This is a genomic window from Pseudomonas sp. GW821-FHT03E01, assembly GCF_059420765.1.
The window spans coordinates 143,657-169,540 of sequence record NZ_JBWKUI010000007.1; the positions used below are offsets into that span (position 1 = coordinate 143,657).

At 49.5% G+C, this 25,884-nt stretch carries 15 protein-coding genes and 3 pseudogenes; 10 read left to right on the forward strand and 8 right to left on the reverse strand.

Translation table 11 applies throughout. The features are described 5' to 3' along the window. Positions 1-10: 10 nt before the first annotated feature. The 6 genes from AC07VO_RS13865 (at position 11) to AC07VO_RS13890 (ending at position 11,901) form a co-directional block, all read left to right on the forward strand. Positions 11-934 carry a glycosyltransferase gene (locus AC07VO_RS13865; protein ID WP_064616664.1) on the forward strand — a complete coding sequence of 308 codons (924 nt, stop codon included), beginning with the start codon at positions 11-13 and terminating at the stop codon, positions 932-934. Further along, positions 931-1,893 (forward strand): UDP-glucose 4-epimerase family protein, encoded by a 963-nt coding sequence (locus tag AC07VO_RS13870; protein ID WP_064616666.1) that lies wholly within the window; start codon positions 931-933, stop codon positions 1,891-1,893. The genes AC07VO_RS13865 and AC07VO_RS13870 overlap by 4 nt, the downstream gene beginning before the upstream one ends. Continuing rightward, on the forward strand, positions 1,890-2,909 hold the full coding sequence (locus AC07VO_RS13875) for an MraY family glycosyltransferase (protein ID WP_086944631.1): 1,020 nt from the start codon (positions 1,890-1,892) through the stop codon (positions 2,907-2,909). The genes AC07VO_RS13870 and AC07VO_RS13875 overlap by 4 nt, the downstream gene beginning before the upstream one ends. Positions 2,910-3,045: 136 nt before the next feature. Beyond that, entirely contained in the window at positions 3,046-4,983 is a 1,938-nt protein-coding gene (locus AC07VO_RS13880) for a glycosyltransferase family 2 protein (RefSeq protein WP_111454895.1), read from the forward strand. A gap of 724 nt (positions 4,984-5,707) precedes the next feature. Further along, complete coding sequence (locus AC07VO_RS13885) at positions 5,708-10,657, forward strand: glycosyltransferase (RefSeq protein ID WP_495007591.1); 4,950 nt, start codon at positions 5,708-5,710, stop codon at positions 10,655-10,657. A gap of 197 nt (positions 10,658-10,854) precedes the next feature. Continuing rightward, positions 10,855-11,901: an NAD-dependent epimerase/dehydratase family protein gene (locus tag AC07VO_RS13890; protein WP_225609238.1), complete on the forward strand. Its 1,047-nt coding sequence runs from the start codon at positions 10,855-10,857 to the stop codon at positions 11,899-11,901. Positions 11,902-12,201: 300 nt separating this feature from the next. On the opposite strand, the gene AC07VO_RS13895 is transcribed toward AC07VO_RS13890, so the two are convergent. From AC07VO_RS13895 to AC07VO_RS13905, 3 genes are all read right to left on the reverse strand, one after another. After that, entirely contained in the window at positions 12,202-13,422 is a 1,221-nt protein-coding gene (locus AC07VO_RS13895; protein ID WP_436275196.1) for an acyltransferase family protein, read from the reverse strand. Positions 13,423-13,890: 468 nt separating this feature from the next. Beyond that, on the reverse strand, positions 13,891-14,634 hold the full coding sequence (locus tag AC07VO_RS13900) for an ABC transporter ATP-binding protein (RefSeq protein WP_064616677.1): 744 nt from the start codon (positions 14,632-14,634) through the stop codon (positions 13,891-13,893). 13 nt (positions 14,635-14,647) lie between these two features. Then, complete coding sequence (locus AC07VO_RS13905; RefSeq protein WP_064616679.1) at positions 14,648-15,448, reverse strand: ABC transporter permease; 801 nt, start codon at positions 15,446-15,448, stop codon at positions 14,648-14,650. Positions 15,449-16,119: 671 nt separating this feature from the next. On the opposite strand from AC07VO_RS13905, the gene AC07VO_RS13910 reads away from it, so the two are divergent. The 4 genes and pseudogenes from AC07VO_RS13910 to AC07VO_RS13925 all read left to right on the forward strand — a co-directional run. Further along, positions 16,120-18,114 carry a polysaccharide biosynthesis protein gene (locus tag AC07VO_RS13910; RefSeq protein ID WP_436275197.1) on the forward strand — a complete coding sequence of 665 codons (1,995 nt, stop codon included), beginning with the start codon at positions 16,120-16,122 and terminating at the stop codon, positions 18,112-18,114. 322 nt (positions 18,115-18,436) lie between these two features. Next, a pseudogene (locus AC07VO_RS13915) lies at positions 18,437-18,697 on the forward strand (IS3 family transposase); the annotation flags it as partial. Between the two features lie 54 nt (positions 18,698-18,751). Then, on the forward strand, positions 18,752-19,819 hold the full coding sequence (locus AC07VO_RS13920; protein WP_436275198.1) for a glycosyltransferase family 2 protein: 1,068 nt from the start codon (positions 18,752-18,754) through the stop codon (positions 19,817-19,819). Between the two features lie 75 nt (positions 19,820-19,894). Beyond that, positions 19,895-20,107, forward strand: a pseudogene (locus AC07VO_RS13925) (IS66 family transposase zinc-finger binding domain-containing protein); the annotation flags it as partial. A gap of 163 nt (positions 20,108-20,270) precedes the next feature. Here the strand turns inward: AC07VO_RS13925 and tnpC are convergent. The 5 genes and pseudogenes from tnpC to AC07VO_RS13950 form a co-directional block, all read right to left on the reverse strand. Continuing rightward, positions 20,271-21,769 (reverse strand): annotated as a pseudogene (gene tnpC, locus AC07VO_RS13930) (IS66 family transposase). A gap of 18 nt (positions 21,770-21,787) precedes the next feature. Next, complete coding sequence (gene tnpB / locus AC07VO_RS13935) at positions 21,788-22,147, reverse strand: IS66 family insertion sequence element accessory protein TnpB (RefSeq protein ID WP_495007592.1); 360 nt, start codon at positions 22,145-22,147, stop codon at positions 21,788-21,790. A 189-nt stretch (positions 22,148-22,336) separates the two neighbouring features. Then, on the reverse strand, positions 22,337-24,691 hold the full coding sequence (locus AC07VO_RS13940) for a hypothetical protein (protein WP_495007593.1): 2,355 nt from the start codon (positions 24,689-24,691) through the stop codon (positions 22,337-22,339). Further along, a complete protein-coding gene (locus AC07VO_RS13945) occupies positions 24,688-25,518 on the reverse strand; it encodes a glycosyltransferase family 2 protein (RefSeq protein WP_436275201.1) in 831 nt (276 codons plus the stop codon). The genes AC07VO_RS13940 and AC07VO_RS13945 overlap by 4 nt, the downstream gene beginning before the upstream one ends. 8 nt (positions 25,519-25,526) lie before the next feature. Then, the gene (locus AC07VO_RS13950; RefSeq protein ID WP_495007603.1) at positions 25,527-25,883 is read right to left on the reverse strand and encodes an SMR family transporter; all 357 of its coding nucleotides are present in this window, start codon (positions 25,881-25,883) and stop codon (positions 25,527-25,529) included. Between the last annotated feature and the right edge of the window lies 1 nt (position 25,884).

The following is a 25,884-nucleotide window of genomic DNA, read 5'->3' on the forward strand; positions in this document are numbered from 1 at the left end:
CAGGAATAGCATGCCAGTAAAACATCCCAAGGTTGCAGTTTTGCTGGCTGCGTACAACGGAATGCAGTGGATTGAGGAGCAATTGGTCTCGATTCTCGGCCAGTTATCGGTCGACGTTACCCTGCACATTAGCATCGACCCCTCTACTGACGGCACCGAGGCGTGGTGCAGAGCTTATGCGGCTGAGCATCCAGCAGTTGTAGTGCTTCCGGATGCCAATCGCTTCGGCGGAGCATCGCGCAACTTCTTTCGGCTGATCCGGGACGTTGACTTCGATGGCTACGACTTCGTCGCCTTTGCCGACCAGGACGACATCTGGTATCCCGATAAGCTGCACAGAGCAACCCAGGCGTTGCAGGCACGAGGAGTGGATGCCTACTCCAGTAACGTGACGGCGTTCTGGCCAAATGGCAGAACCCTGCTGCTGGACAAGGCGCAACCTCAGGTCGCTTGGGATTTTTTGTTCGAGGCAGCCGGGCCTGGCTGCACCTATGTCTTTAGAAAAAGCCTGATAGAAGCCTTGAAAGGCTCGATGCTCGCCAACTGGCAGCAACTGCAAGGTGTAACTTTGCATGACTGGTATTTCTACGCCTTTGCGCGCAGTCATGGTTACCGTTGGTATATCGACCCGTTACCCAGCATGGATTACCGGCAGCACGAGCGTAATCAGGTGGGTGCCAACACAGGCCTGAGTCCGTTGATCGCTCGTTACAAAACCATTCATGACGGTTGGTGGTTCGGTCAGGTTCACCTGATTGCAGATCTGGTGGGGCAGGGGGCGAAGCCCTTTAAAGGCGTCTTGTTGCAATTACGGCGTACGGAACTGATGAAACTGTCCTTCAGTGCCTGGCAATGCAGGCGCCGGGTGCGGGACAAGATTTTTTTCTTTTTTATCTGTTGGTTCACCGCATTGATGGGAAACAAAGCTCAATGACAGCCCCAAAGGTATTGGTCACGGGGGCAGGCGGTTTCGTGGGTGAGGCGCTGGTTTTCAGGATGTTGGTGGACAAACAGTTCGCTCCGATCGCGGCCGCTCGCAGTCTCACCCGGTTGCAGGGTTTATGCCCGGTTGTACCCTTTGATCTGAATGATCCTGAAGCCTTGCCTGAGTTGAAGGAAGTCAGTGCGGTCGTCCACGCGGCGGCCAGAGTTCATGTGATGAACGAAATCGCTTCTGATGCCTTGGCCGAGTTTCGCAAGGTTAATGTGGAGGGCACTCTTCGGTTGGCAAAGCGCGCCGCTGAATCGGGAGTCAAACGCTTCATCTTCATCAGTTCGATCAAGGTCAATGGCGAAAGCACCCAGCCAGGCAAGCCGTTCAAGGCTGATGATACACCGGCCCCGGCGGATCCTTATGGCGTGTCCAAGCACGAGGCTGAACAAGGCCTGAGAAAACTTGCTCGCGAAACCGGAATGGAAGTCGTGATTATTCGCCCGCCATTGATCTATGGGGCGGGTGTTAAAGCCAATTTTCTGAGTATGCTGCGCTGGCTGAACAAAGGTATTCCGTTACCGTTGGGAGCGGTCCGGAACCAGCGTAGCCTTGTGGCGATCGGAAACCTGGTGGACCTTGTAATCACTTGTATCGATCATCCTGCCGCAGCGAACCAAACCTTTCTGGTCAGTGATGGCCAGGACTTGTCCACAACTGAAATACTACGTCGCCTGGGCAATGCGCTCGGGACGAAGGCCTGGCTCTTGCCACTGCCAAAGTGGTTGCTGGTAATGGCAGCTTCGGCATTGAGAAAGCAATCTGTTGCTCAACGGATCTGCGGGTCATTGCAGGTCGACATCAGCAAAAATCGTGAATTATTGGGGTGGACCCCCCCCATCAACATGGATGAAGCCATGCGCCAAACCGCAGGTCACTATCTGGACGCGCAGACGAAATGACTTTTTTGTGGCTGCTACTAGCAGTATTCGTTGTTTCCTGGGGGCTGACGTTTGTTTTACGTCGTTATGCTTTGGCCAATAGCTTGATGGATACACCAAACGAGCGCAGCTCTCACTCTGTGCCTACTCCTCGGGGTGGAGGTGTAGCTATTGTTGTCTCCTTTCTGTTGGCGCTTCTGATCCTTCGGGGGCTTGATTTGATGAGCCTGGCGACGCTCGTCGGTTTACTGGGGGGCGGCTTGTTGGTCGCGCTTATCGGTTTTGCCGATGATCACGGGCATATCGCCGCAAGGTGGCGCCTATTAGGCCATTTTGCAGCCTCGATATGGGCGTTATATTGGCTGGGAGGCTCTCCTGGCGTCACGCTCTTTGGAGTCACCCTTGATCCAGGGTGGATTGGGAATATTTTGTTTGTGCTGTATTTGGTCTGGATGCTGAATCTTTACAACTTCATGGATGGCATTGACGGCCTGGCCAGTGCTGAAGCGATCAGCGTCTGCCTCGGAATGTTGCTGGTCTATTGGTTTAGCGCAAACCTCGAACTGGCCTGGGGGCCTCTGGCTCTGGTAGCTGCGGTCGCGGGCTTTCTCTGTTGGAACTATCCGCCGGCGAAAATTTTCATGGGAGACGCAGGCAGCGGTTTTTTGGGGATTGTATTAGCAGGGATGTCGATTGAGGCAGCCTCCAAGTCGCCCGAGTTGCTCTGGAGCTGGTTGATCATGCTTGGCGTTTTCATTGTTGATGCGACGTGGACCCTGATGCGCAGGCTTTTACGAGGTGAAAAGGTATATGAAGCCCATCGCAGTCATGGTTACCAATATGCCTCTCGCAAGCACCGTAGCCATAAAACAGTAACGCTGGCATCGATCACTATCAATTTTGTATGGCTCATGCCGTTATCGATCGCTGTAGCAAGTGGCTGGATTTCCGGATTTTTTGGTATGGTCGTAGCTTATGCGCCACTGCTGTTTATCGCACGTACCTACAAAGCAGGAGAGTCGGAGCAAGTAGTGTAATTAAAAAGCGTCAAAAACACATATCAACACGGGTTTGCATGGTCGCCTCTCTTATAGAGCATCTAGGGATGTACCTGCCGCTGATGTTGTGATATTTGCAGGTCGCTAAGTTGCATTGGTTAGGGAGTTCGATTTGATGAGTGGTTTATTCAGTATGGTTGCTTCAAAAATCTGGCAAGTCATAACGCGTTTTTCACGAGGGCTGCGCTCTTTTTTGGCTAAGTCTAAAGCGTTTATTCGGCCCTTTTACCAAAAGTTTCCTTTCCTTGTGTGGATTCGTGTTCGTATACATTTGTTTTTCAAGCGTTTGCGCGAAAACATAATGTTAGTGATTAATTCGCGGAATAATACCAAGGCTATCCAGGCTATATTGAATCGTCGTTTCTCACGGTTCCAGAGCTCGTCGATCGCTCAGGCGCAACCAGTTATTGATGTGTCGGTGGTGACGTTCAATAGTGGCAAGTGGATTGATGGTTTTTTTGAATCGTTAAGAGCGCAAAATTACCCGCTCAGCAAATTGAATATGTTCTTTGTTGATAACGGGTCTTCGGACAGCACCCTCGAAGCATTGCAGCGTTGGCAGACATTGCTTGGTCAGGAAGTGGCTGGTTTCGACATTATGGAAGGCGACAATGTCGGGTTTGGTGCCGGGCATGAAAAGGCAATCCGTAAAGGACGCTCTGAATATTTTCTTGTTAGTAATGTGGATATCGTTTTTGCCAAAGACTCTATAACCAAAGTGGTGGCTGCTGCTTTGGCTGATGCCAAGGCTGAGGTGGCATCCTGGGAGTTGAGGCAGGCACCTTATGAACACCCTAAATATTATGATCCGGTAACGTTGGAAACCAACTGGTCGTCCCATGCTTGCGTACTTGTAAGAAGGTCGGCTTACGTTGAAGTCGGTGGATACGAGCGCGAGATCTTCATGTATGGCGAAGACGTCGAGCTTTCCTATCGCTTCAGGTCCTATGGATACCAACTCAAGTATTGCCCGTCCGCCGTCGTCTATCATTATACCTATGAGCATGAGCATCATATAAAACCGATTCAGTATACCGGCAGCACGCTGGCCAATGCTTATATCAGGCTGCGCTATGGGAATTTGAGCGATAGAGTGGGTGGCTTTATCTTGCAGTGCCTGCTTTTGCTCCGTCCAGAACCCTATGCTGGCGCCCGTCGCGATGTGTTCAGAAACTTCGGTGTGATATTCAAGAAGGCTCGGTATTTTATGCGGGGCAAGGGACCGAGTGAAAACTGCTATTTCCCTTTCAGGGGCTTTGATTATGAAATGATCAGGGATGGGGCGTTCTGGGAGGTGGGCGAATCATTGGCTGATTACCCTCTTGTTACTGTGGTTACTCGAACTTACAAGAATCGAGGAGAGTTTCTCAGACAGTCCATGATGTCTGTGTGTAATCAGACGTACCCGAATATCGAGTTGATAGTCGTTGAGGATGGCGGTTCTACGATGAGCTCGGTTGTGTCTGATTTTGAATTTCCGGAGGGAATGAGTGTTAGTTACTACTCCCTCGATAAAGTCGGTCGTTCGGTGACCGGTAATTATGGTTTGGAAAAGGCTGCCGGAAAATATTGCATGTTTCTCGATGATGATGATTTGCTTTTCGCGGATCATGTCGAGGTGCTTGTTGGTGCGTTGGCGAAAAATGCTGACGCGGTAGCGGCCTACTCGTTGGCGCTGGAAGTCGGTACTGTTGCCAGTGGCGTGGAAGGGCAATATTTTGAGGTTAGCCATGCGGTACCTCCGATTCTCAAGCAAGAATATGACTATGAGGTTCTGCTGGATCACAACTATATAGCTATCCAGTCTCTCCTTTTTCAAAAGGATCTCTTCTTGCAACGAGGCGGATTTCAAACCGATATGAGCAGTCTCGAAGACTGGAATCTTTGGTTGAGGTATGGTTATGGCAATAAGTTTGTTTATGTGCCAAAAACCACGTCTTTGTTTAGAACTCCAGGTGACCCCACTGTACGGGTAGAGCGGCATATGCAGTTGCATGACGCATATTATATTGCCAAGAATCACGCGCTGAAAACGTGTAAGAGTTATACCTGAGTTCGTGCTTTAGCGGTTTGTGGTATCGAGTTTTTGAATTGAGTCATTCCGAGTGAGTGACTCTTTTTTTGTATTTTTCTACTGATGTAGCTCTGGCTCGTTAGTCGAAGTGGTTGGTTTTGTATACGATTTGTTGACTCTTTATTGGTTTTTTGCTCCTCAATATTCTGGCTTTTTTTCAGATGGACGGCGGCAGCCCTTTAAAGTAATCAAATCTGGCTGTTTCGGGAGGGGGCGCAGGTCTGGGCCGGGATGGTTTCGAGCGGTGCCCATCCTCTGTCCCGTCAACGATTCAGTCCGCCGTGTGTCTGCCTGGGGTTGACGTGTTTTTCGCTCTTGGCGGTAGGGGGGAACCTTTTTTGTTGGGGGCTGCAGCTAGACCATAGGTAAGGAACCCGGTATTTCTGAGCTATTTTGAATGTTAAGACCAAAAAATGTTATAAATCAGTTTTGGATGGTTTCGCGCTTGTTTGCTCCGGGTCAGTGACCGCGTTTGAGGTTCACTCGGCCCAAGGGGGCTAACGTCGTCGACGTAAAGTCGTCGTGGAACCAGGGAGTGGTCATTTGCAAGTGTTACCCTTTTATGTAGGGCTATGGTTGTAGCCGTCTTACAGGGTGTTCGTATTAGTGCAGATAATTTACTCGTTTGGAAGTGCGTTGCTGAGAGTCAGCATGCCCATAGGATTTTTTGACGCATATGCTAAATATTAGTGATTTGTCATCAGTGGACAAACAAAAAGTCTTCGACTATCTCAAGTGGAACAGTTTCCGTTCCGAGAAGTACAAGGTTTTATACGTTAGTACCCCCAAAGTTGCGAGTACTTCCCTGAAGTGGTGGTTTGCGTCACTGGAAGGTTGCTCGCAGGCCTTGCGCGGCGTCGGTGAGGCTGCGGGAAGCAATTCTGATCAAGTTGTTCACGAGATTCACAAGGTTGCGCCCCATGTCAGCGGGCTGGAAATAGACGACCTTTTGGAACCGCTTCTTGCTGATACATATTTTCGATTTGCCGCCGTACGAAATCCTTATAAGCGCATCTTCTCCGCATGGCAGTCGAAAATACTGTTACAAGATCCGGAGCAGGTCGCATCGTATCCAAAGTTTGAGTTATTACAGCAGCCGGTAAAAAGCGTAGCGGATGTTGCTTCGGCTTTTGAGGCGTTTCTGGAGTATCTCGCAAGTAATAGCGCATCTTCACCTGAAAAAGATTTTTGGGCGCCTCAAGCCACGCTATTGCGTCCGGATTTGATCAATTATTCCCTGTTGGTCAAAATTGAAAACTCCTCTGAACTCCATAAAGCATTATCGGAGCACTTCGGTGAGCAGGCCGCCGATCCTTTCGCAGAGCCTTCGCAAAGTGAAAATGTCATTCCCTTCCTTCCTGCTTTTATAACGGAACGAAGTGCGAGTTTGATTAAAGAGTTGTATGCCGAAGATTTTGATGTCTTTGAATATGATAGGCAAGTACCAGAACGTACAGAAGCGTTTTCGGTAGAGCAGTTGGATCTTGCGTTTGACGCGGCCAGGCTGATTCGGGAAAATCGTCAACAGATAGGTGCGCGCTCCCTTCAAATTCAGGACTTGACCCAACAGATCGAGGATTTGAATCAGCGAATTGCCTCATTGAACCCGACTCTGTTCGAGCGTGAATCGCAGTTAAAAGAGCTCATGGGTTCTTTGGTTAAACGTGACCGGCATATCGCCAGTCTTGAGCAATCTGTGGGTGTGCTCAATAGGCAGTTAGTCGATCTCAAAGCCGTTTTGGTTGATTACGAAAAAGAGAATGTCAGTCTGAAGGCTGATCTGCTCAAAACGCAGCAGGAACTCCAGGCATTACTCTCTTCGCATTCCTGGCGTTTAATGTCGTCTGTGCGCATGGTTTCAGGGTTTGTGCGAGAGTCCGTCCATAACGTCAGAACGCTGACATGGAGTAAAGTTGTCGACTCGTTAAGGCGTCGTCGAGAGCTTTATAACGAAAATACTCTTCGTGAGATTCAGGAAAGCGGGTTGTTTGATCCGGATTATTACCTGGCCAATAATGCAGAAGTGCGTGCAAAAGGCACTGATCCACTCAAGCACTACATGCTCAAGGGCTGGATAGAAAATCGCAATCCTTGCGCCGCTTTCAGTCCTTCGGATTATCTGTTGGCCAACCCTGATGTTGCCGAGGCTCAGGTTCATCCGCTGCTTCACTACATTCAATGCGGACAGCTCGAAGGTCGCCCAATCAGATTGCCAGTTCGCATTTGCGAAATGACGGCGGTCAAGCGTCGACCCGTCGGGCGCAATGCGGTTTTCAATCCGTATGGTGAATATACACCGATACCGGTTCTCAAGGCTGTGCTCGAGGCACAGATCGAAGCCGTCAAAAAGTCAGGATTGTTCGACGAGAAGTACTACCTTGCGATGTACAGCGATGTGCCAGAGGTCTCGGTCGATCCGCTCAGGCACTACTGTGAACAGGGCTGGCGCGAAGGTAAAAATCCTTCCATGGACTTTGATACGCGCGCCTATCTCGCACTTTACAAAGACATTCAACACATTGGTCTCAACCCGCTTTGGCATTACATTGTCACTGGCGCGGCGGAGCATAGAATAGCGGTACCGGATGCACTCATTAATCACGAAAACGACATCCGTTTTGGTGAGGTTAACAGCGACATCAAGTTGCTCGCGTTCTATGTATCGCCTGACTGGGAGGCGTTGCGTAGTGCCAGATTCGCTGCCAAAGGCAATTCGCAGCGACCACGTCCTGACAAGATGCTTGGGTTGTATGATCCGTTGGATGGGCGTGTGCTCACCCAGCAGGTACTCAGTGCCAAGAGCCATGGCTTTTTTGGCTTTTGCTTTAAACTGAGCGCGGATTCGGTTGTGCAAGCGTCGCCACAGCCTCTGGACATTTTTCTTGCCCACACAGAAATCGACTTTAATTTCTGCGTTCAAATAGATTTGCATCTGGAAGGCCTGGCGAACAACTTGATTACGCCTGTTGTTGCAGTTCTAGCTGATAAGCGATGTGTGCGGGTTGATGAGCGTCCCGTCATCGTGGTTAAGCTCAATGAGTACGACGAAGACATCGTTGATTCAATTCGCAAGCTACGTGAGCGATTGAATGAACTGTGTGACGGGGTGTACCTGATTGCTCAGTTTGGTTTTGCGGGTTCGGAAGAGTTGGCGCAGGACCTGGATGGTTTGTGTGACGCCGTGCTTGATCTTTCTGCAGATCCTGTACCGGGCGAAACTGGCGTATTTACACCGCAAAACAAGAATGGAATAGATACCGTTCCGTATAACCTTGTTGCTTCGCAAGGGATCGTACGAGCGCAGAAAACACATCTTCGTACTACTCCGGTTTTCCACGCTATTTCATTGGGGCGTGATGAAACTGCGCTTAAGCAATATTCTCCTCTTGTGTATTCGCGCTTTCACATTCGTGACTATGGACGTTGGCTTGACGCGGCGATCAGGGGCGCGAGAAAGGCGCTCCCCGAGGATCGCCGTCTACTGTTCGTGAATGCCTGGAACAATTGGCAGGAAGGACTTTTCCTTGAGCCAGACAGTATCACCGGTTATGGTCGGTTGAACGAAACAACACGCGCTTTGCTGGATATTGATTCCAGTATCGTTATGCCAAAAGTTTCGGTAATTGTTCCAAACTATAATCATGAGAGCTACCTTGCTCGTCGGCTGGATAGTATTTATGGGCAGACTTACAAGAATATAGAAGTTATCCTGATGGATGACTGTTCGACTGATGATAGCCGTTCGGTGTTAACTGGTTATGCGGAAAAGTACCCTGATATAACGCGCTTGTTGTTCAATGAGACGAATTCGGGTGGCGTTTTTCATCAGTGGGCTAAGGGGATCAAGGCGGCCAAAGGTGATCTGGTATGGGTCGCTGAAAGCGATGATTACTGTGATGAGCGTTTCCTGGAGGCGCTTGTTAGTTGTTTTGATGATGAAGCGGTCATGCTTGCGTACTCGAAATGTGAGTTCGTAACGACCGACGAAGTTGTGATGCCGGACCAGTTCCTTAACTATGTAAGTGATCTGGAGTGTGCGAATAAATGGGCGGGTTCCTATGTAAGCACAGCGCATAACGAAGTGCGCTCGGCGTTGGGTATTAAAAACACAATACCTAATGCCAGTGGCGTGCTTTTCAAGCGTCCCGTTGATATGCCACTGTTGGATGATCAGTCGTGGTTATCAATGAAGGTTGCCGGTGACTGGGTCTTCTATTTGCACATCATGCGTGGCGGAAAGATTGCTTACTCCACTGAGGGTACAAACTATTTCCGTCGACATTATGCAAGTACTGCCAACACCACTTATCGCAAAGAGGTCTTTTATCGCGAGCTCGGGGTGGCGAACAGAACGGTCCAGTCCCTCTACAATGTTCCGATGTCGGTGCTTGAGGCTTGTGAGGAATCCAGCAAGAAGCTGTATGACCACTATGTCGGGGGCTCCGCAGAAGAGTTTCTACGTTGGTACGACCATGATTCGATTGTTCGTGCAAGGGCTGACCGACTGCCGAACGTGATGGTTTCCACCATCGGCTTCTATCCGGGTGGTGCCGAAATTCTTCCGATTCGACTGGCAAACGAGTTTAAACGCCAAGGTATTTCCGTCTCCTTGTTTAGCGCCGGGATACCAAAACGCGAAGATGGTGTTCGCAAGATGCTGAGAAACGACGTGCCGGTGATCGAGACGTCGAATATCGAATCAGTGAAAGAGATCATTCATGATTTCGGAATTGAAGCACTTAATAGCCACCAGTGGTACGTTCAGAAGTATCCGGTCGATGTCCCGGATGTTTTTTCCGAGCTTGGCGCCCATGTGGCTGCTCTGCACGGGATGATTGAACATGGCAATGGAGTGACTGATGAACAGTTGCGCATTGCTGACAAAGGTGTCAGTACATGGGTCTACACCGCTGAGAAAAATCTTGTTCCTTTCTCGGACATCTCACTGTACGACAAGTCTTCTCCCCGTTTCGTCAAGGTTCCTAACGGGTTGCAGCCGCCGGAAATCGTTCCAATCTCGCGCGTGCAGATGGGTATACCGGAAGATGCTTTTGTATTGTGTTGTGTCAGTCGGGCAATTCCCGATAAAGGCTGGGGCGAAGCTATCCAGGCGGTAGAACTTGCGCGATCACTTTCCGGTCGGGACATCCGTATTATATTGGTCGGTAATGGCCTGGTGTACGATGAATACTGTCAAGCAGGTGCGCCGGACTTCGTTTACCTGGCTGGCTTTAGTGATAACTCCGTAGGCCATTATGCTGCCGCGGACATGGGCATCATGTTATCGACCTTCAGGTCAGAGAGTTTCCCTCTGACCATTGTCGATTGTCTGTTCGCCGGCAAGCCATACATTGCCACAGACGTAGGCGACATCAAAAACATGTTGACGATAGAGAGCGGCGTTGCCGGGGAGATTATCGGGTTGGAAGATTGGGTCGTCCCAATTGAGAGTGCGGCCCGCGTGATTGCAGCGTTCGCGACAGATGAACGGAAATACAAGGAAGCCGTCGGCCTGGTGAAAGACGTTTCCAGTCGATATCGAATTGACGCCGTTGCCTCTCAATATCTTCGTTTGTTCGAGCGTGACATTCAGCAGCGCAGGGCGGAGCCGGCGAAGGCCGAAGCCGCTGGCCTGACTGTCCAAGACCTGTAGCCGGAGTTGCTGTAAGCAGGACAGCTAGCGTTAAGGGGAGGGCTCACAGGGCAGGTCCGGCTGATTACCAGGCCTGCGCTGAGAGCAAGACGGGCGTCTCCGGCAATTTGGTAAGCCGCCTCTCTTGACGTATCATTAGCCGTCACAGTGTGTTCCGTTAAACAATAAAGTGTAGGTCGTTGCAATGGTTGCCAAGGATGGGGCAGGTCACGCCCGCCTTGTCTGCTGCTGCACAAGGCGGCAGTTTCAACCATATCAAGCGCTGGAGGGCAACGTTGAATAATTCCGAGAACACTTCCCCTAATCCCGTTAAGCGGTCCCTGGTTTTGGGGGGGCGTGGTTTCATAGGCACCCACTTAATAGACGCATTGCTCGATCAGGGCCATTTTGTGCGCTGTTTCGATCGTCCCAATGTGGCGCCGTTGGGTGAATCCCACTTCAATCATCCTAATTTCGAGCTTTGCGAAGGAGACTTCACCAGCGAGGCCGAAGTCGCCAAGGCTTTGGAAGGTTGCGATGTTTGCTATCACCTGGTGTCTACGACCCTCCCCAAGTCTTCAAATGCGGATCCCGTCTTCGATGTGGAGAGCAATGTCGTTGCGACCATCCGCCTGCTAAACCTCGCGGTGAAGTCCGGGCTGAGGAAGATTGTTTTTATTTCCTCCGGCGGCACGGTGTATGGAGACCCTACGCAAGTACCTATTCCAGAAACCCATGCTACTGACCCGGCCTGTTCCTATGGAATTGCCAAGTTGGCGATCGAGAAGTATTTGGCGCTTTTCCATCGCTTATACGGCCTTGATTATACTGTTCTACGTCTTGCAAACCCCTTTGGTGAGGGGCAGCGCACCTATGCTAGCCAAGGCGCGGTAGCCGTATTCCTTGGCAAAGTCCTGCGTGGCGAGACGGTTGAGATTTGGGGCGATGGCACGGTTGTACGTGACTACATTCATGTCTCTGATGTGGTGAAAGCGTTGTTGGCATCGTCAGCGCAATCCGGTGAAGAGCATGTGTTCAATATCGGTTCAGGGCGCGGACATAGTCTCAATGAGGTTCTTGACGCGATCGAGAGGGTCACGGGGCGAAATGCCAGTCGTGAGTACTTGTCGGGTCGAGGATTTGATGTGCCTGTCAGTGTCCTGGATATCGAGCGCGCCAAACAGTCTTTGGGGTGGGCCCCTTTCGTGAGTTTCGATGAGGGGTTGGAGCGCTTTGCTGCTTGGTTATTGGATAATCCGGAATAAGCACGTTGATTTAACGATGTAAACACTCCATAAGCCCGCTTCTTGGAAGGTGAGCTTATGGGGTGGTTACGATCTCTGGGAAGGCTTCAAAAGCGGGGGGGCATAAGGCGTCAAATCGATCTGTAAAGGGTTGCCATTCGGCCGGGTTGTGACGAAAGAAATGCCCTTCCAGAATATTACGTATAAGAACGCCGATTTGTTAGATATGTTTGCACCCGCGAACATCATCAATCAAATCGGCGTTCTTGTTTCTGTATTTCCTTTCATCCGTGAAAGGCCATTTACGCACCTGTAGCTGATTTATCGGTGGTCGGCAGGTGCATCTTGTGGGTCGAGTCGATGGACTAATTGTTTTTCTTTCAATAGTTTTCGTGTGATTGAATTGACCTGCTTAACCCACCAGTCATCAAAGCGAGAGAGTGGTACTGCTAGTGCTATTGAAGTGGTAGCGGTGACAATAAATACGATAATTAAGCTTTGTGTGTTGCTGATTCCATGATTTGCAAGTTTGATATATACGTAGCTTGATAGCGAGCAGATCACAAGGGTGTGGACAAGATAGAGTGGAAAACTGATTTTTCCAATGCCTCTTAAAAATTTTCCGTTCAGGTTTTTAAACACTTTTTGATTGCTCATGGTTGCGAATATTATGCAGGCGGAGCCAAGTGTGTGGAGTAGGGATTGGGTGTGTATTTTCATAATAATTGGGATGGCTGAAGCCCATGCGTATGATTTTTCCGGGATCATATAGCCGAGCATGTATAGCCCAAAAATAATTAGCGCAATGGAGACATGGAAAGGGATTTCTTTTTTGTTTTTGGCTAGATAGGCAGAAAGAAATGTACCGGCAACAAAGGGGAATATGAAGTCGTTATAGAACAGTGCTGATATTGAAATAATTATAAAGGCGTAAATTAGGTAGCGGTATCCGAGTATTACGGAAATAAAGCATGCAAGCATAAAGACAATCATGCTGCCGAAAAACTCGGCTTTCATAGTCCAAAGGTTTGTATTGTAAAAGGCTTCGCCTGTGAAAAAAGTTGTCATCCCCTGCGTTAGAGCTTCCCAAAAGCTCGGCTCAAACCCTGGCGTCCATCCGTGAGCAAATGTCGCAAGCCATGGGCTCAAGCTAAGTTGCGAGGCATCATGGAAGTAATAAAAATCAAGCTTGAATAAGCAGTAACTTGCGACAGTGGTAATTGTTACGATAGCGGCCAGTCTGGGAAATCTTTTAAGAAATGCCAGGAGAAGTTTTTGCGGGTTTTCATGATTAAAATAGGACCAGCACAAAACAAAACCGGAAAGTGTGAAGAAAAAACCGACAGCCGCTGTGCCGTTTAAAAGAGCAAAATATGGCTGCCCTATTAAGCTGTCTTTGTCTCGAGTTTGCTCTGATAATCCTGTTGTGTATGGGGAAAACGCTAAAAAAAAATGGTGAACAAGCACAATAAATGCAGCTATTCCCCTATAGGCTTCAAGAGGGAATAGTCTATTGCTTCCGTATTCCAATTTTGCTGACATGTCAGACCTTGAATATTTATCGTTTGAACTTTAGGTGCGGGATGATAGGCATATTTATTTGTTTTGGCTAGCCTTGGCCCATAGCTTTGGGAGGGGCTTGCAGTGGCGTCGTCTCTCTCCGCACTGCGGAAATTTTCACACGGTTGCCGGATTTGTTGACGAGAGCGTAAAGCGCAGGTGGGTGAATAACGTCACCATAATGACCCGTTCAACCGGGGCTGCGAGGCTATCGATAGATTTTTTTTGTGGGGGCTGGTTTTGGATACAGATAAACCTTTTCGGCTTTTACGTCGGGTCGCATCATGAGATGCGGTTGGCAAGAGGCTTTGTTGCTTTGGCTTCTACGCTGCAATGGCTACGCGGCTACTTTCATACAGAATCTACGTTTATCTTGACTTGATAAAGTGGATTCTTTATGAGTTCGCCGGTTTATTAGCTTATTGAGGGTTGCAGGCGCGAACGAAAATATTAGTGGCCAAAATAAGCTCGGGTAACTGTTTCGGGGTCCGAGTCCATTTTTATTTTGCCGTGCTCCAGCCAAATGACCCGATTGCATGTATGCAGCACCAGGTCACGGGAGTGGCTGGCTATCACCAAAATGCTGGTGGCTTGGACCAGTTCGTTCATCCGAGCTTCTGCTTTGTGCTTGAAGCCTTCGTCTCCTACCGACAGCCATTCGTCCATGATCAATATTTCAGGTCTGATGGTCGTCGATACCGCAAAGGCCAGGCGCAAGTGCATGCCGGAAGAGTACGTGCGTACCGGCAGGTCAATGAAGTCACCCAGTTCTGAAAACTCAATGATTTCGTCGAGTTTTTCTGCAATATCGCTTTTTGTCATCCCAAGCAGGATGCCGCGCATGAAGATGTTTTCCCTGCCGGATGCCTCCGGGTCTATCCCTAATGAAATATCAATGAGGGAAGCGACTTCGCCGCTGATACTGGCGGTGCCAGCGGAGGGGGCGTATACACCGCTCAGCAGTCTGAGTAATGTGCTTTTGCCAGCGCCGTTATGACCGAGCAATCCAACCCGGTCTCCGTCATTGAGGGAGAAAGTAAGGTCCTCCAGTGCTCTGACGATCACTCGGCCTTGGTCGTTGGCACTGAGTTTGCCGCCTGTAGCGACTTGAATCAGTTGCTTTTTCAGAGAGCGAGAACTTGCGTTGTAGATAGGGAAATCAACGCATGCGTTATGAAATTCAATACAAGCCATAATAGTTTTCTTCTTAGAGCCAATAAGCAATGCGACGTTTATAGAGGCCATAGATGATGATCGCTATGCACCAGCCAAACAGAGCCATGCCCCCGGCCACGCACCAGCTAACAGTGCTCACATCCTGTCCGAGCAAGGGGGCCCTGACGATTTGTATGAGGTGATAGATGGGGTTCAAATCCAGTAAATAAGTGCCGGCTCGTCCTGGTAGCAGGCTTGGAAGCCACATGATTGGCGTCAAGTAAAAGGCAATTTGCAAGGCGCTCGCAATGATCTGCGGGAGATCGCGATATCGAGCGCATAAAAGGCTCAATATCAAGCAGATCCATGCCAGATTGAGAACAAGCAGTGCAAAGCCCGGGACACTCAACAGTGCTCCAAGACCCAATGGCTTCTGAACAGCCAGCAGTACAAGCGGGAAAATGACGATGTTGTGCGCGAGGATCAAAGTATTGCGCCATATTGTGCGTAAAATATGCACGAATAATGGGATGGGGAGTTGTTTGATAATGCTTTCTGCGGCGATGAGGCTGGTGCAGCCCTCTAACACACAGGTAGAAATAAAACTCCAGAGAATCATACCTGCTGCAAGAAATGGCAGAAAGTCTTTCATGGGGGAGTTAAATATTTGGCCAAATACGAGGCCAATGGTACCAATCATAACGCCCATGCTGATGGTTAGCCAAAACGGTCCGACAGCAGAGCGCCTATACCGTTGACGTACATCCTGCCATCCGAGCATGCCTACCAGAGAATAGCGCTTTACAGCTGTCGCTATATCTGCCATGGCGGCGGTAATTGAGTTGTTTAGCATTCGAAACACCGGGTTGTCAAAACAGTCAATGATTGTAATCTTGTAGGAGGGGGGAGTGTCACTTTTTCCATCCCGTCTGGCTTCCAGTTTTTTGCGATCGCGGGATGTGCTCCACGTAGAGTGCCTCCCCCTGTTGCAAGGAGGGAGCATAAAGTCTGCAGCTATTTCGTATGGCGCGCGCTCGCTATCATGCCAAGCTTGGGCTATTCGTTAAAAAAATAAGCGCTTGTGTCGAGCAGGCTAGGTGTGCTAGCGATCATAAATAAAGTCTCTGTCAGATGATTCGCACTTTTTCTATCATCCCACGGTCAGAGGTGAACTCCCAAGAAATTTCCCTCACTCCAGAAACGCATTTTGGGTCAAGTCACGGCGTCTGATCGTCAGCGCTCCAATAAATCGCCTGCTCGGAAGCGGGTGGAGCGATTAGCTAACTGGTTGCCGACGAGCAGTTTCGCGGCAGCAACGTTTCGTGGTTTTCAAGCGAGTTTCGCGTCCGTGCGTTGTCTATCGGGCAGGCCGGTCAGAGGGGTGAATTATAGCGGCGCTTTCAGTTAAATGCTCCTTCCTGGACCCTGCCATGTGCAAGTATTGGGTGATCTCGTCCTCATTGAGGTTACAATGCTGATCAACGACCGCGTAAAAAGGGGGGGGCTGCGTGCTCGAAAGTTTGAATGGATAAAGTACGGAGAGTTTTGCTGGGTTTGCCTCGTAGGCAAAAAAGACTGATACAGGTCGCCACCGATGTGGTTTTGGTGTGGGTCGCTTTGTGGCTGGCCTTTATCGTCCGCCTCGGCATCGACGACATGTACAATCCGCTAAAGTCGCATTTCTGGCTGTTCGTCAGTGCCTCGATTATTGCCATTCCCCTTTTCGTACGCTTTGGCATGTACCGCGCTGTCATGCGCTACTTCGGTAATGATGCACTGATTGCCATCGTCAAGGCGGTCAGTCTGTCCTCGCTGATCCTCGCCGTGGTGGTCTACTGGTACAGCAATCACGAAGTCGTGGTGCCGCGCTCCATCATCTTCAATTATTGGTGGCTAAGCCTGGTAATCATTGGCGGCCTGCGTCTGTGCATGCGTCAGTATTTCATGGGCGATTGGTTCACCGCTGCGCAGCATGTACCGTTTGTCAATCGAGACGATGGTTTGACCAAGGTCGCCATTTACGGTGCTGGCGTCGCGGGCAACCAGTTGGTTGCAGCGTTGCGCATGGGGCGCGTGATGCGTCCTGTGGCGTTTATCGATGACGATTCCTCTATCGCGGATCGTTCGATTGCTGGGTTGCAGGTCTTCAAGCCCAAGCATATTCAGCAGATGATCGACGTGACTGGTGCTCAGGAAATCCTTCTGGCGCTGCCGTCTTCGACTCGTGCGCGGCGTAGGGAGATTCTCAATTTTCTGGAGGGCTTCCCGCTCCATGTGCGCAGTGTTCCGAATTTCACTGATCTGGCCAGTGGTCGGGTCAAGGTGGACGACATTCAGGAAGTCGACATTGCTGACCTGTTGGGGCGGGATTCGGTGCCGGCGCAGCCTGATTTGTTGGCTCGATGCGTCAAGGGCAAGACCGTTTTGGTGACGGGGGCGGGCGGTTCGATCGGTTCCGAACTCTGTCGTCAGATTTTCTCCCTGGGGCCAACCACGCTGCTGTTGTTCGATCATAGCGAATTCAATCTCTACAGCATTTTGTCTGAGCTCGAGCATCGTATTACTCGTGAGTCGTTGCCTGTTCGGTTATTACCGATACTGGGGTCGATTCGCCATCCACATAAACTTTTGGATGTAATGAAGACCTGGAGCGTGGACACGGTTTATCACGCGGCGGCCTATAAGCACGTGCCGATGGTTGAGCACAATATTGCCGAAGGCGTGCTCAACAATGTGATCGGGACGCTCAATACCGCTCAGGCTGCATTGGAGGCTGGTGTTGCAAACTTTGTGCTGATCTCGACCGATAAGGCCGTACGCCCGACCAATGTCATGGGTAGCACCAAACGGCTTGCCGAGTTGACCTTGCAGGCCCTAAGTCGTGAGTTGGCGCCGGTGTTGTTCGGGGACAAGTCCAATGTGTCCCGGGTCAACAAGACCCGTTTCACCATGGTGCGGTTCGGTAATGTGTTGGGCTCATCGGGATCGGTTATTCCGCTTTTTCACAGCCAGATCAAGTCGGGTGGGCCTTTGACGGTTACCCATCCGAAGATTACCCGTTACTTCATGACCATTCCCGAGGCCGCACAATTGGTAATACAGGCCGGCTCCATGGGGCAGGGTGGTGACGTGTTTGTGCTGGACATGGGCGAGCCGGTCAAGATCATTGAGTTGGCGGAGAAGATGATTCACCTGTCTGGCTTGAGCATTCGTTCGGAGAAAAATCCGCAAGGCGATATTGCCATCGAGTTCACTGGACTGCGTCCCGGGGAAAAGCTTTACGAAGAGTTGCTGATCGGCGACAACGTGTCTGCTACCCGGCATCCGATGATCATGAGCGCCAAAGAGGATCATTTGCCTTGGGAAGTGCTCAAGCGCAGCTTGATGGAGTTGCTGTCTGCCGTTGAGCGAGATGATTATTCGCGGGTTCGCGAACTTCTGCGTGACACTGTCAGTGGTTACGCCCCGGATGGTGAAATCGTCGACTTGATTTACCAGCAGCGTCGCCTCGAGCCCTGACTGTTACACGCACTGTAACGGACTCGTTTTTGACAGAGTAGTCCCATGACTAAGGTTTGGGAGGTAGCTTCGGAGAAGCAACTCATCTGAACGGCCGGCCGTAAAAGAAAGCTGAAAGCCTAAACCTTGGCTACCACTCTGAGTCATAGCTGTCACCGAGGCACCCGTTTCATCGGGAGGGTATATTTGTATAAGCAGGGCTGTCAGCAGCTCCGTTCTGGTCTACTGGCAGGTCTGGGTATCAATTTTCACAGGCGGATCGCTTCTTTGCAGCAGATCGCCTACACCAACACCACTCGACTTTCATTGTCAGCGTGAGTCGCGAAACGATTGCGATGACTACGCCGTGGCTGGGAGGTTTTTCCAGCTATTGAAACGGGAACGAATTAAGCAGAACATCTGCACCACAAAGCAGGATTTCCACAGCGATGTTTGATCGCATCGAGATGATCTATAACCCGTACACCTTCATGATCTCAATAATCTGTTGTCATCGGTAGAGTTCGAAAAGCATTATATGATGATGCAGGGAGTGTCTGGAAAATCCGGGGGATTCCGTGTAAGGTTTTTGAGGCCGGAATGAATACTCGATTGCGCAGAATTTTGCGGTTCATGAAGTGGCGCAAAGGAGAGTAAAGTGGCAAAAGTGTCGATTGTACTTACATCTTTCAATCATGATAAATACATCAGGCAGGCGATCGATACTGTTATCAATCAGTCCTACGATGATTGGGAGTTGATCATCGTTGATGATGTATCGACAGATACTTCTTGGGAGGTGATCCAGACCTATAATGACCCAAGAATCATCAAGATCCGGAATGATCGGACGCGTCGTTATATTTACAACATCAACCGTGCTATCGAAACCCAGTCAACTGGCGACTACATTGCGATCCATCACTCGGACGATGCCTGGGCATTGGATAAGCTGGAGAAGCAGGTCGCTGTACTTGAATCAAGTCCGCAAATAGGTGCGGTGTTTTCCCATGTGCAATGTATTGATGAAAACAACCGCTCGTTAACAATCGATTGGTTCGATCAGCCAAATAAATCCCGCGCAGCTTGGCTGCGGGTTCTCTTCTTCAATGACAATCGTCTGTGCCATCCGAGTGCATTGGTCAGACGAAGCGCTTACGAGCAGAGCGGTTTGTATAAGAGTGCACATGCCCAGATCGATGACGCGGAACTGTGGACGCGCCTCTTGAAGGTAAGCGACATCCATGTGGTTCAGGAAAAATTGACCTTGCATCGGATTTTCTCCGATCAGTCCAATGCCAGTGGTGATCGGCCGGACAGGCGGGCCCGTTTGAAGGTGGAGTGGTACCTGCAGAAGCAGCATTATATCGACTTACCACTCGCCGATATTCTTGAGGCCTTTCCAGAGTCCGAGCAATGGGTGACGCCTCAAGGGGCTAACAGTAAATACGTGCTTGCCATGGTCGCCATCTACAAAAGCAATTGCCCAGGTACTCGACTATTTGGTATCGAGTTGCTTTACCAGCTAATGACTTGCCCCAAAGAGCAAGAGCATATCGAATCGATTTACGGCTTCAATTATCTTGATTTTATCTCGCTCTCCGGTAAGGAGGACTTTTTCGGCCCTGCAGCAGTCGCACCTGCACCTGTTACAGTCCAACCTGTAGCATCAGGCGGGTTGCGTGGTTTTGCAGGCAAGGTAATTCGCAAGCTTAGATCTGTGTAATATCTACGTGCTTTTCCACAGGACTGAGTTTTCAGGGCACGGCCTCGCATATATTAATCTGTCGATGAAACGGTTGAAGAAGAGGTCGTAGCTCCGCCCAAGCAACGGGGCAAACGCAAGCCTCTTCCCGCCGATCTTCCGCGTATCGAAGACATCCACGAACTGCTCGATCATGAGCTGACCTGCTCCTGCGGTTGCCGTAAACACAGCATTGGCGAGGAAGTCAGCGAGCAGCTCAAGATCGTACCGATGCAAATCCGCGCTAAGCGCTCCATAAACCCCACATTCAAAGTCACCGCCTGATCCCCGATGCTGTGCTCCCGATTCCTTTCCGGAGCCAGTACCTCATGATGCGTCCCGACGCAAAAGTCGAAAAAGTCTATCTCTACCCCAAGCCCGTCGACTTGTAAGCGCTCCATGAACCCCACATTTTAAAGATGGGGATCTATGGCTATCTTGGAGTTTGCGGCGTGCAGTTCCACGGCAGCAAGGCTTCGAAGTCGTTTAAGCTCGTGGCTTGTGGCAGGCGCTCAAGTACGTGGCGCAGCCACGCATAGGGCTCTTGGCCGTTGGCTTTAGCCGTCTCGACCAAACAGTAAAGTTGAGCGCTGGCCATCGCGCCTTTAGGCGTGTCACTGAACAGCAAGTTCTTGCGCCCTATAACGAAGGGCCTGATCGCACGCTCTGCCGCGTTGTTGTCGATCGGCAAGTAACCGGCTTCGGTGTAGCGCACCAACTTGATCCAGTTGCTGGCCGGGAAACTGATGGCTTTGCCCAGTGCATTTTGCGCCGTCACTTGTGGCTGGGTTTTCTCCAGCCATGTGTGCAACTGCGCCAACACCGGCAGGCTGTTCTGCTGTCGGCTTTCGTGCCGATGTTCATCGCCGACTTCTTTTAAATCTCGCTCGATACCTTACAGCTGGTTGATCAGATTCAGGGCGATATAGGCACGCCCGGTTTTGCCTTTAGGCTGCACCTTTTACGCCTCGACGAACTTGCGTCGTGCATGTGCCCAACAGCCTAACTAAGCGTTCGACACCGGATGCACGCCCAAGGCGTTATAACCAGCGTAATCATCGGTCATCAGGTAGCCGCGATAACCTTCGAGTAGTCAAAAAGGATCACCGGCTGATTTGGCGGCCCGCCGGTTTGCACCCACATCCAGGATTGGCTGCTCGGTTCTCGATCAGGCTCTTTCATCACCTGTACGCGCGTTTCGTCGCAGTGGATTACGCGACTTTCCAGCAGTCGATCCCGCATCAAGTTGAGCAAGGGTTGCAGGTGTTCGCCGCGCTGGATAACCCAGCGCGCCAAGGTTTGGCGTGGAATATCGATACCGTGGCGGCCTAGCACTTTTTCGAAGCGATGCAGCGGTAAGCCGTCGACGTATTTGGTCGTCAGCAGCATCGCCAGGACACTTGGGCTGGCCATGCTCTTTTCAATCAGTTGAGCGGGCTTGTCCGCTGTAATCGGTGCAGTTTCGCAATCGCGGCAGGCGTAGACCTTGCGCACATGTTTGATCACGCGGATTTGCATCGGCACGATCTCGAGCTGCTCGCTGACTTCCTCGCCAATGCTGTGTTTACGGCAACCGCAGGCGCAGGTCAGCTCATGATCGGGCAGTTCGTGAATGACTTCGACACGCGGAAGATCGGCGGGCAGAGGCTTGCGTTTGCCCCGTCGCTTGGTCGGAGCTACGACCTCTTCCTCAACCGTTTCGTCGACAACCCCGGCCACGCTTTCAGCTTCGTTGAACAACGCCATTTGCGGAGTCGTGGGATCAGCTGTCTGCTCTGACTTGCGCCCGAAAAGGCGCTGACGCAACAGCGCATTTTCTTCCTCGAGATGAACGATCTTGCCCTTATCCGACTCGCGCTCACTCAGCATTTGCTCAAGCAGTTGCTTGAGCAAAACAGGGTCATCAGGAAGATTTTCGGGCATGGAAATCATGCCGCGGATTATACCGAATCAGGCGACGAATCGAGGCGTCAAAACTTGATGCGGACGGTTGCGCCACAAATCAAAACCGTCCAATAACCAGTTGAGTTCTTGAACCGTCAGCACGATGGTTTCATCCGAACAATCCGGCGATGTTTTGAAACGCTCGGATTCCAGGCGCTTTAGCCAAAGGCAAAAGCCGTTGCGCTCCCAATACAAAATCTTCACGCGGTTTCGAGGCTTGTTGAGGAACACGAAAAGCACCGGGTCAAACACCGCGACCTTGATGTCCAGTTCGACCAGAGCGGCGAGGCCATCGATGGATTTTCGGAAGTCGACGGGCTTGGGGTAGAGATAGACTTTTTCGACTTTTGCGTCGGGACGCATCATGAGGTGCTGGCTCCGGAGAGGAATCGGGAGCACAGCATCGGGGATCAGGCAGTGACTTTGAATGTGGGGTGGAGCGCTTACACAAGTCCTAGGCAACAATATCGGTAAGCCACGACCTGTCATATAACTTATGATATTTGCAATACGCTAAGAAAGGCCTGAATAATCCAGGCCCTCCTAAGCATTATTTTATTTATCTATAGTCACAGGGATTGCATATTGGCTACAGCTATAAAACTCTTGATTATGAATACCTCCCATTCCTAGTGTGTAGGCTCCGTTTAGTATCGAAAGATCAATTAGCGTATTGTAACCTGCCACGTTAAGGCTGGTTTTTTTGAAGGCGGCCCCCACATCATCCCGGACCTCGCCATTCGTCGAAATAAAAGTTCTTTTGCCGTTGATATCAGTAAGTGTCAAAAATGTTTTATCAAACAATGTGCCATCTTTGGTTGAGAGTGCGAGCCATCCACGCACTTTCAAAAGCTCCGCTGCATTAAAATAAAGTTCAGATGAAGTTGGGAGATCTCCATTAATCGCATCAATTGAGCCATCGCAAGCAATTTCCACATTTTTATCAACGCCAGGGATTGATGATGATATGCCGTTAAGTATTACATCTTTAGTAGATGCCCTTGGAATGACTTTAGTATGCACCCCCGGAATATGAACCTTCACCCATCTAGATTTGAATTTCGGTTTAAAGTAATTAGATGATTGCGATAAGAACATAACTGAATCAACAGCATCACCAGAAAGCTCAAAGTTATCCAGCAGCGGGGATACCCAAACACCACTTTTTGAGTTTATGATATTTAGCCTGTATTCACGAACATCGCCTGAAAAGAGTTTATACCTGACCTTTAGAATACTTCCACGGAATAGTAAATTCTTTATGCGCCCGTAATTTGTAAGTTCAAATTCAGGAATTATTTTGGTTACCCCATCCGCAGCTCTAGGCACCTTGTACCACTCACCAAAATTCATTGTTTTTTCAGATAGTGGCGATTCAGAATAAACGGTATACCCATCATTTTCTTCTAAAAGAATCAACGGCAAACCATTTTTACCTTTCGACACGCTAACGGTATGATAATTTAGAAGGATAGAGCTTACTGTCAGAGGGTCCTCGTTCAATGAAAATTTCTGATCAAAATCATCAAATACATTGCATTTTTCAGATCCGCAATTTATGCCAGACGTAAACAAAACAAACTTTGGACGCTCCGAAGACTCAAAGAATTTCTTATTCATCAAATCCAGTGCAGGTGTAAGCGTCATATAGTTCTGAAATGACGGGCGATATTTGTAATTCAATTTATTCGCAAAAGCATACTCATTATTATATGGATATACGTCGATTGTCGACTTGCCAATCCTTCTTAGAAGATCATCTTCAAGCTTAAATTCAGCATATAAGCTCTGCATCCGATCTTCGTATTCCACACTAAAATCTATTGCCGGAAGCAGAGCACTTTTAGTTGGGGCGCCTGGATAGCTTGGATTGGCTGAAAGATAATATAAACCAGCCATAGTTAGCACGAACAGCAGTCGCCCCAATCTGCTTTTATCAAAAATCATTATAAGTGCTAATGCGGCTGTCGGGATAACGAAATATCCCACGTAGTGATCCGTGCGACTAAATCCAAGTTTGAAAAAAAGCAACAATAAAACGTTTGCCGTTAGCAGAAGCGATCTACGCTTAAACAAAAGATACACATTTAAAAAAACAATCACCAGCAGCACAGCAACAAAAGTACTTCCCGAATTCACAACATCCTGCGTCATATCTACCGAGTTACCGAAACTCAGATTTTTATTAATGACCAAATAATTAATCAAGCTGATCTTATCATGAAAAATGATCAGCCCAAAAAAAACATAGCTTACAACTACACCCACAACAAACAAAGCCAATCTCGAAACTTTCTTTTCAGAAAAAAAACGAACAAAAAAGTAAGACCCAAATGTCGCCAATCCAACGAGACCGTAGAAAAACCTTACATAAAACAAAAAACCAACCACAGCACCAATAACCATCATAAATCGCGACTTGATAATTAATGGCTTATCCTTTGAGAATTCAAAATAGGCTACGATGGAGAATGGTAGAATGAATAGTGCCGCCGGAAAAATCAAACTACTAAAAAACAGAAAAAACGCCACTGAAAAATATATATATGTGCGCACCTTTCTGATCAGTGTAAAAATAACCGACCAAAAACATGCGTATAAACCACTCAGGAATATTATAGACCCCCAATATGTAGACATGTTGTACTGCGACGAACTGTTTCCAGTCAGCCAATACAGCGGACCATAACTAAACAGAAAGTCCTGCCCTCCATAGAACATCTGATTAGTTATATTTGCCCATTGTTCAACATTTCCATTTGAGAATGCCACCGAATACATTTTCAATGAGGAGAAAGCAAGAACAAAAACGGCCAGAAAGGCCAGTCCCTCTGTTTTGTACCTCCCTAACAAGGACTCTAAATTACCGATTGTTTTAGGTAGGGTGCGAGCGCTAAAGAAACTATTCACTTATCGCTTTCTCTCTTAACATTGTAGTGTCCAAAACAACTCTTTATCAGAATACTCAACACTGAAATATTACCTTTAACACTACTAATCTTGGTCGGCACTTCACCTTTTGGGTAACGTCTAACTGTAGGAAGCTCGACACAGCTATAACCCAGCTTCGGTGCCCGATACGAAAGGTAGGCCAGCAGTTCGTAAGTCATGAATACATCACGGAACGGGGCCACTTTTGGGTCAAGAAGCATTTTCCGACTATAAGCACGAAAGCCTTGAGTGGTATCAGTCCACTTAAACCCAGAGGAAAGTCTCAGCATCGGCGCATGGATAAAACGAATTGCGAAATTTCGCGATTTTGGCGTGTTCTCGGCCACGCCTCCCGCCACGAAGCGCGAGGCCTGCACAAAATCCACGCCCTGTTGCAACGCTTCAATAAAGCGCGCAATGGCATCAGGTTCATCCTTGTCATTACCGTCAATAGTAATGATGCCCTCATAGCCATGGTCAAGCGCAAAAGCATAGGCGCATCGGAGCTGGGCACTTAATTTGCCAGACGCTGTTTTAACCAGCAGCCCACGCACCCCTATTTGTTTCAGCGCTTGCAACTCCAGTGAACCATCCGTGGTACCACCATCTACGATGATGATGTCGGCAATATTTTCGATTTTGAGCGCCGCCATTTTGGCGAGCAGGCTCTTAATTCGTTCCCCCTCATTGATGACGGGTATCACCACGCACCAAGGGTGTTGGCGGCCAAGCCAGAGTCGCGTGTCAAACGTGGGTACTTGCCACGCGTCGCGGGCTGCAGGAGCAATATCGAGAGAGGTCATCATGTTTACCATCAAGCTACGCGAGCTGTAATTAGCCCTACGCCGGCGATTACCAGTACGATCCCTACCCCTGTAGTCCAGTGGAAGGATTCACGAAAAAATACGACTGAAAACAGGGCGACAGTCGCCACAGCTCCGGCGGTCAGAACCGGGTGTGCCACATTCAGCGGCAGGCGCGCCAAGGCAGCGGCATAGAGCAGAAAGGCCGCACCGTATAGCCCAAGCCCTAGCCAAAATGGCCAATTACTCAACGCCGTCATGGGGTCGTTGAGGGAGGGAAACTTGCGCGGGGGCATCATGGCCATCTTCACCAACACACTGGCGGAAGCATTGGAGAGAATGCCGAGAATGAGGATGAGCCACTTCATA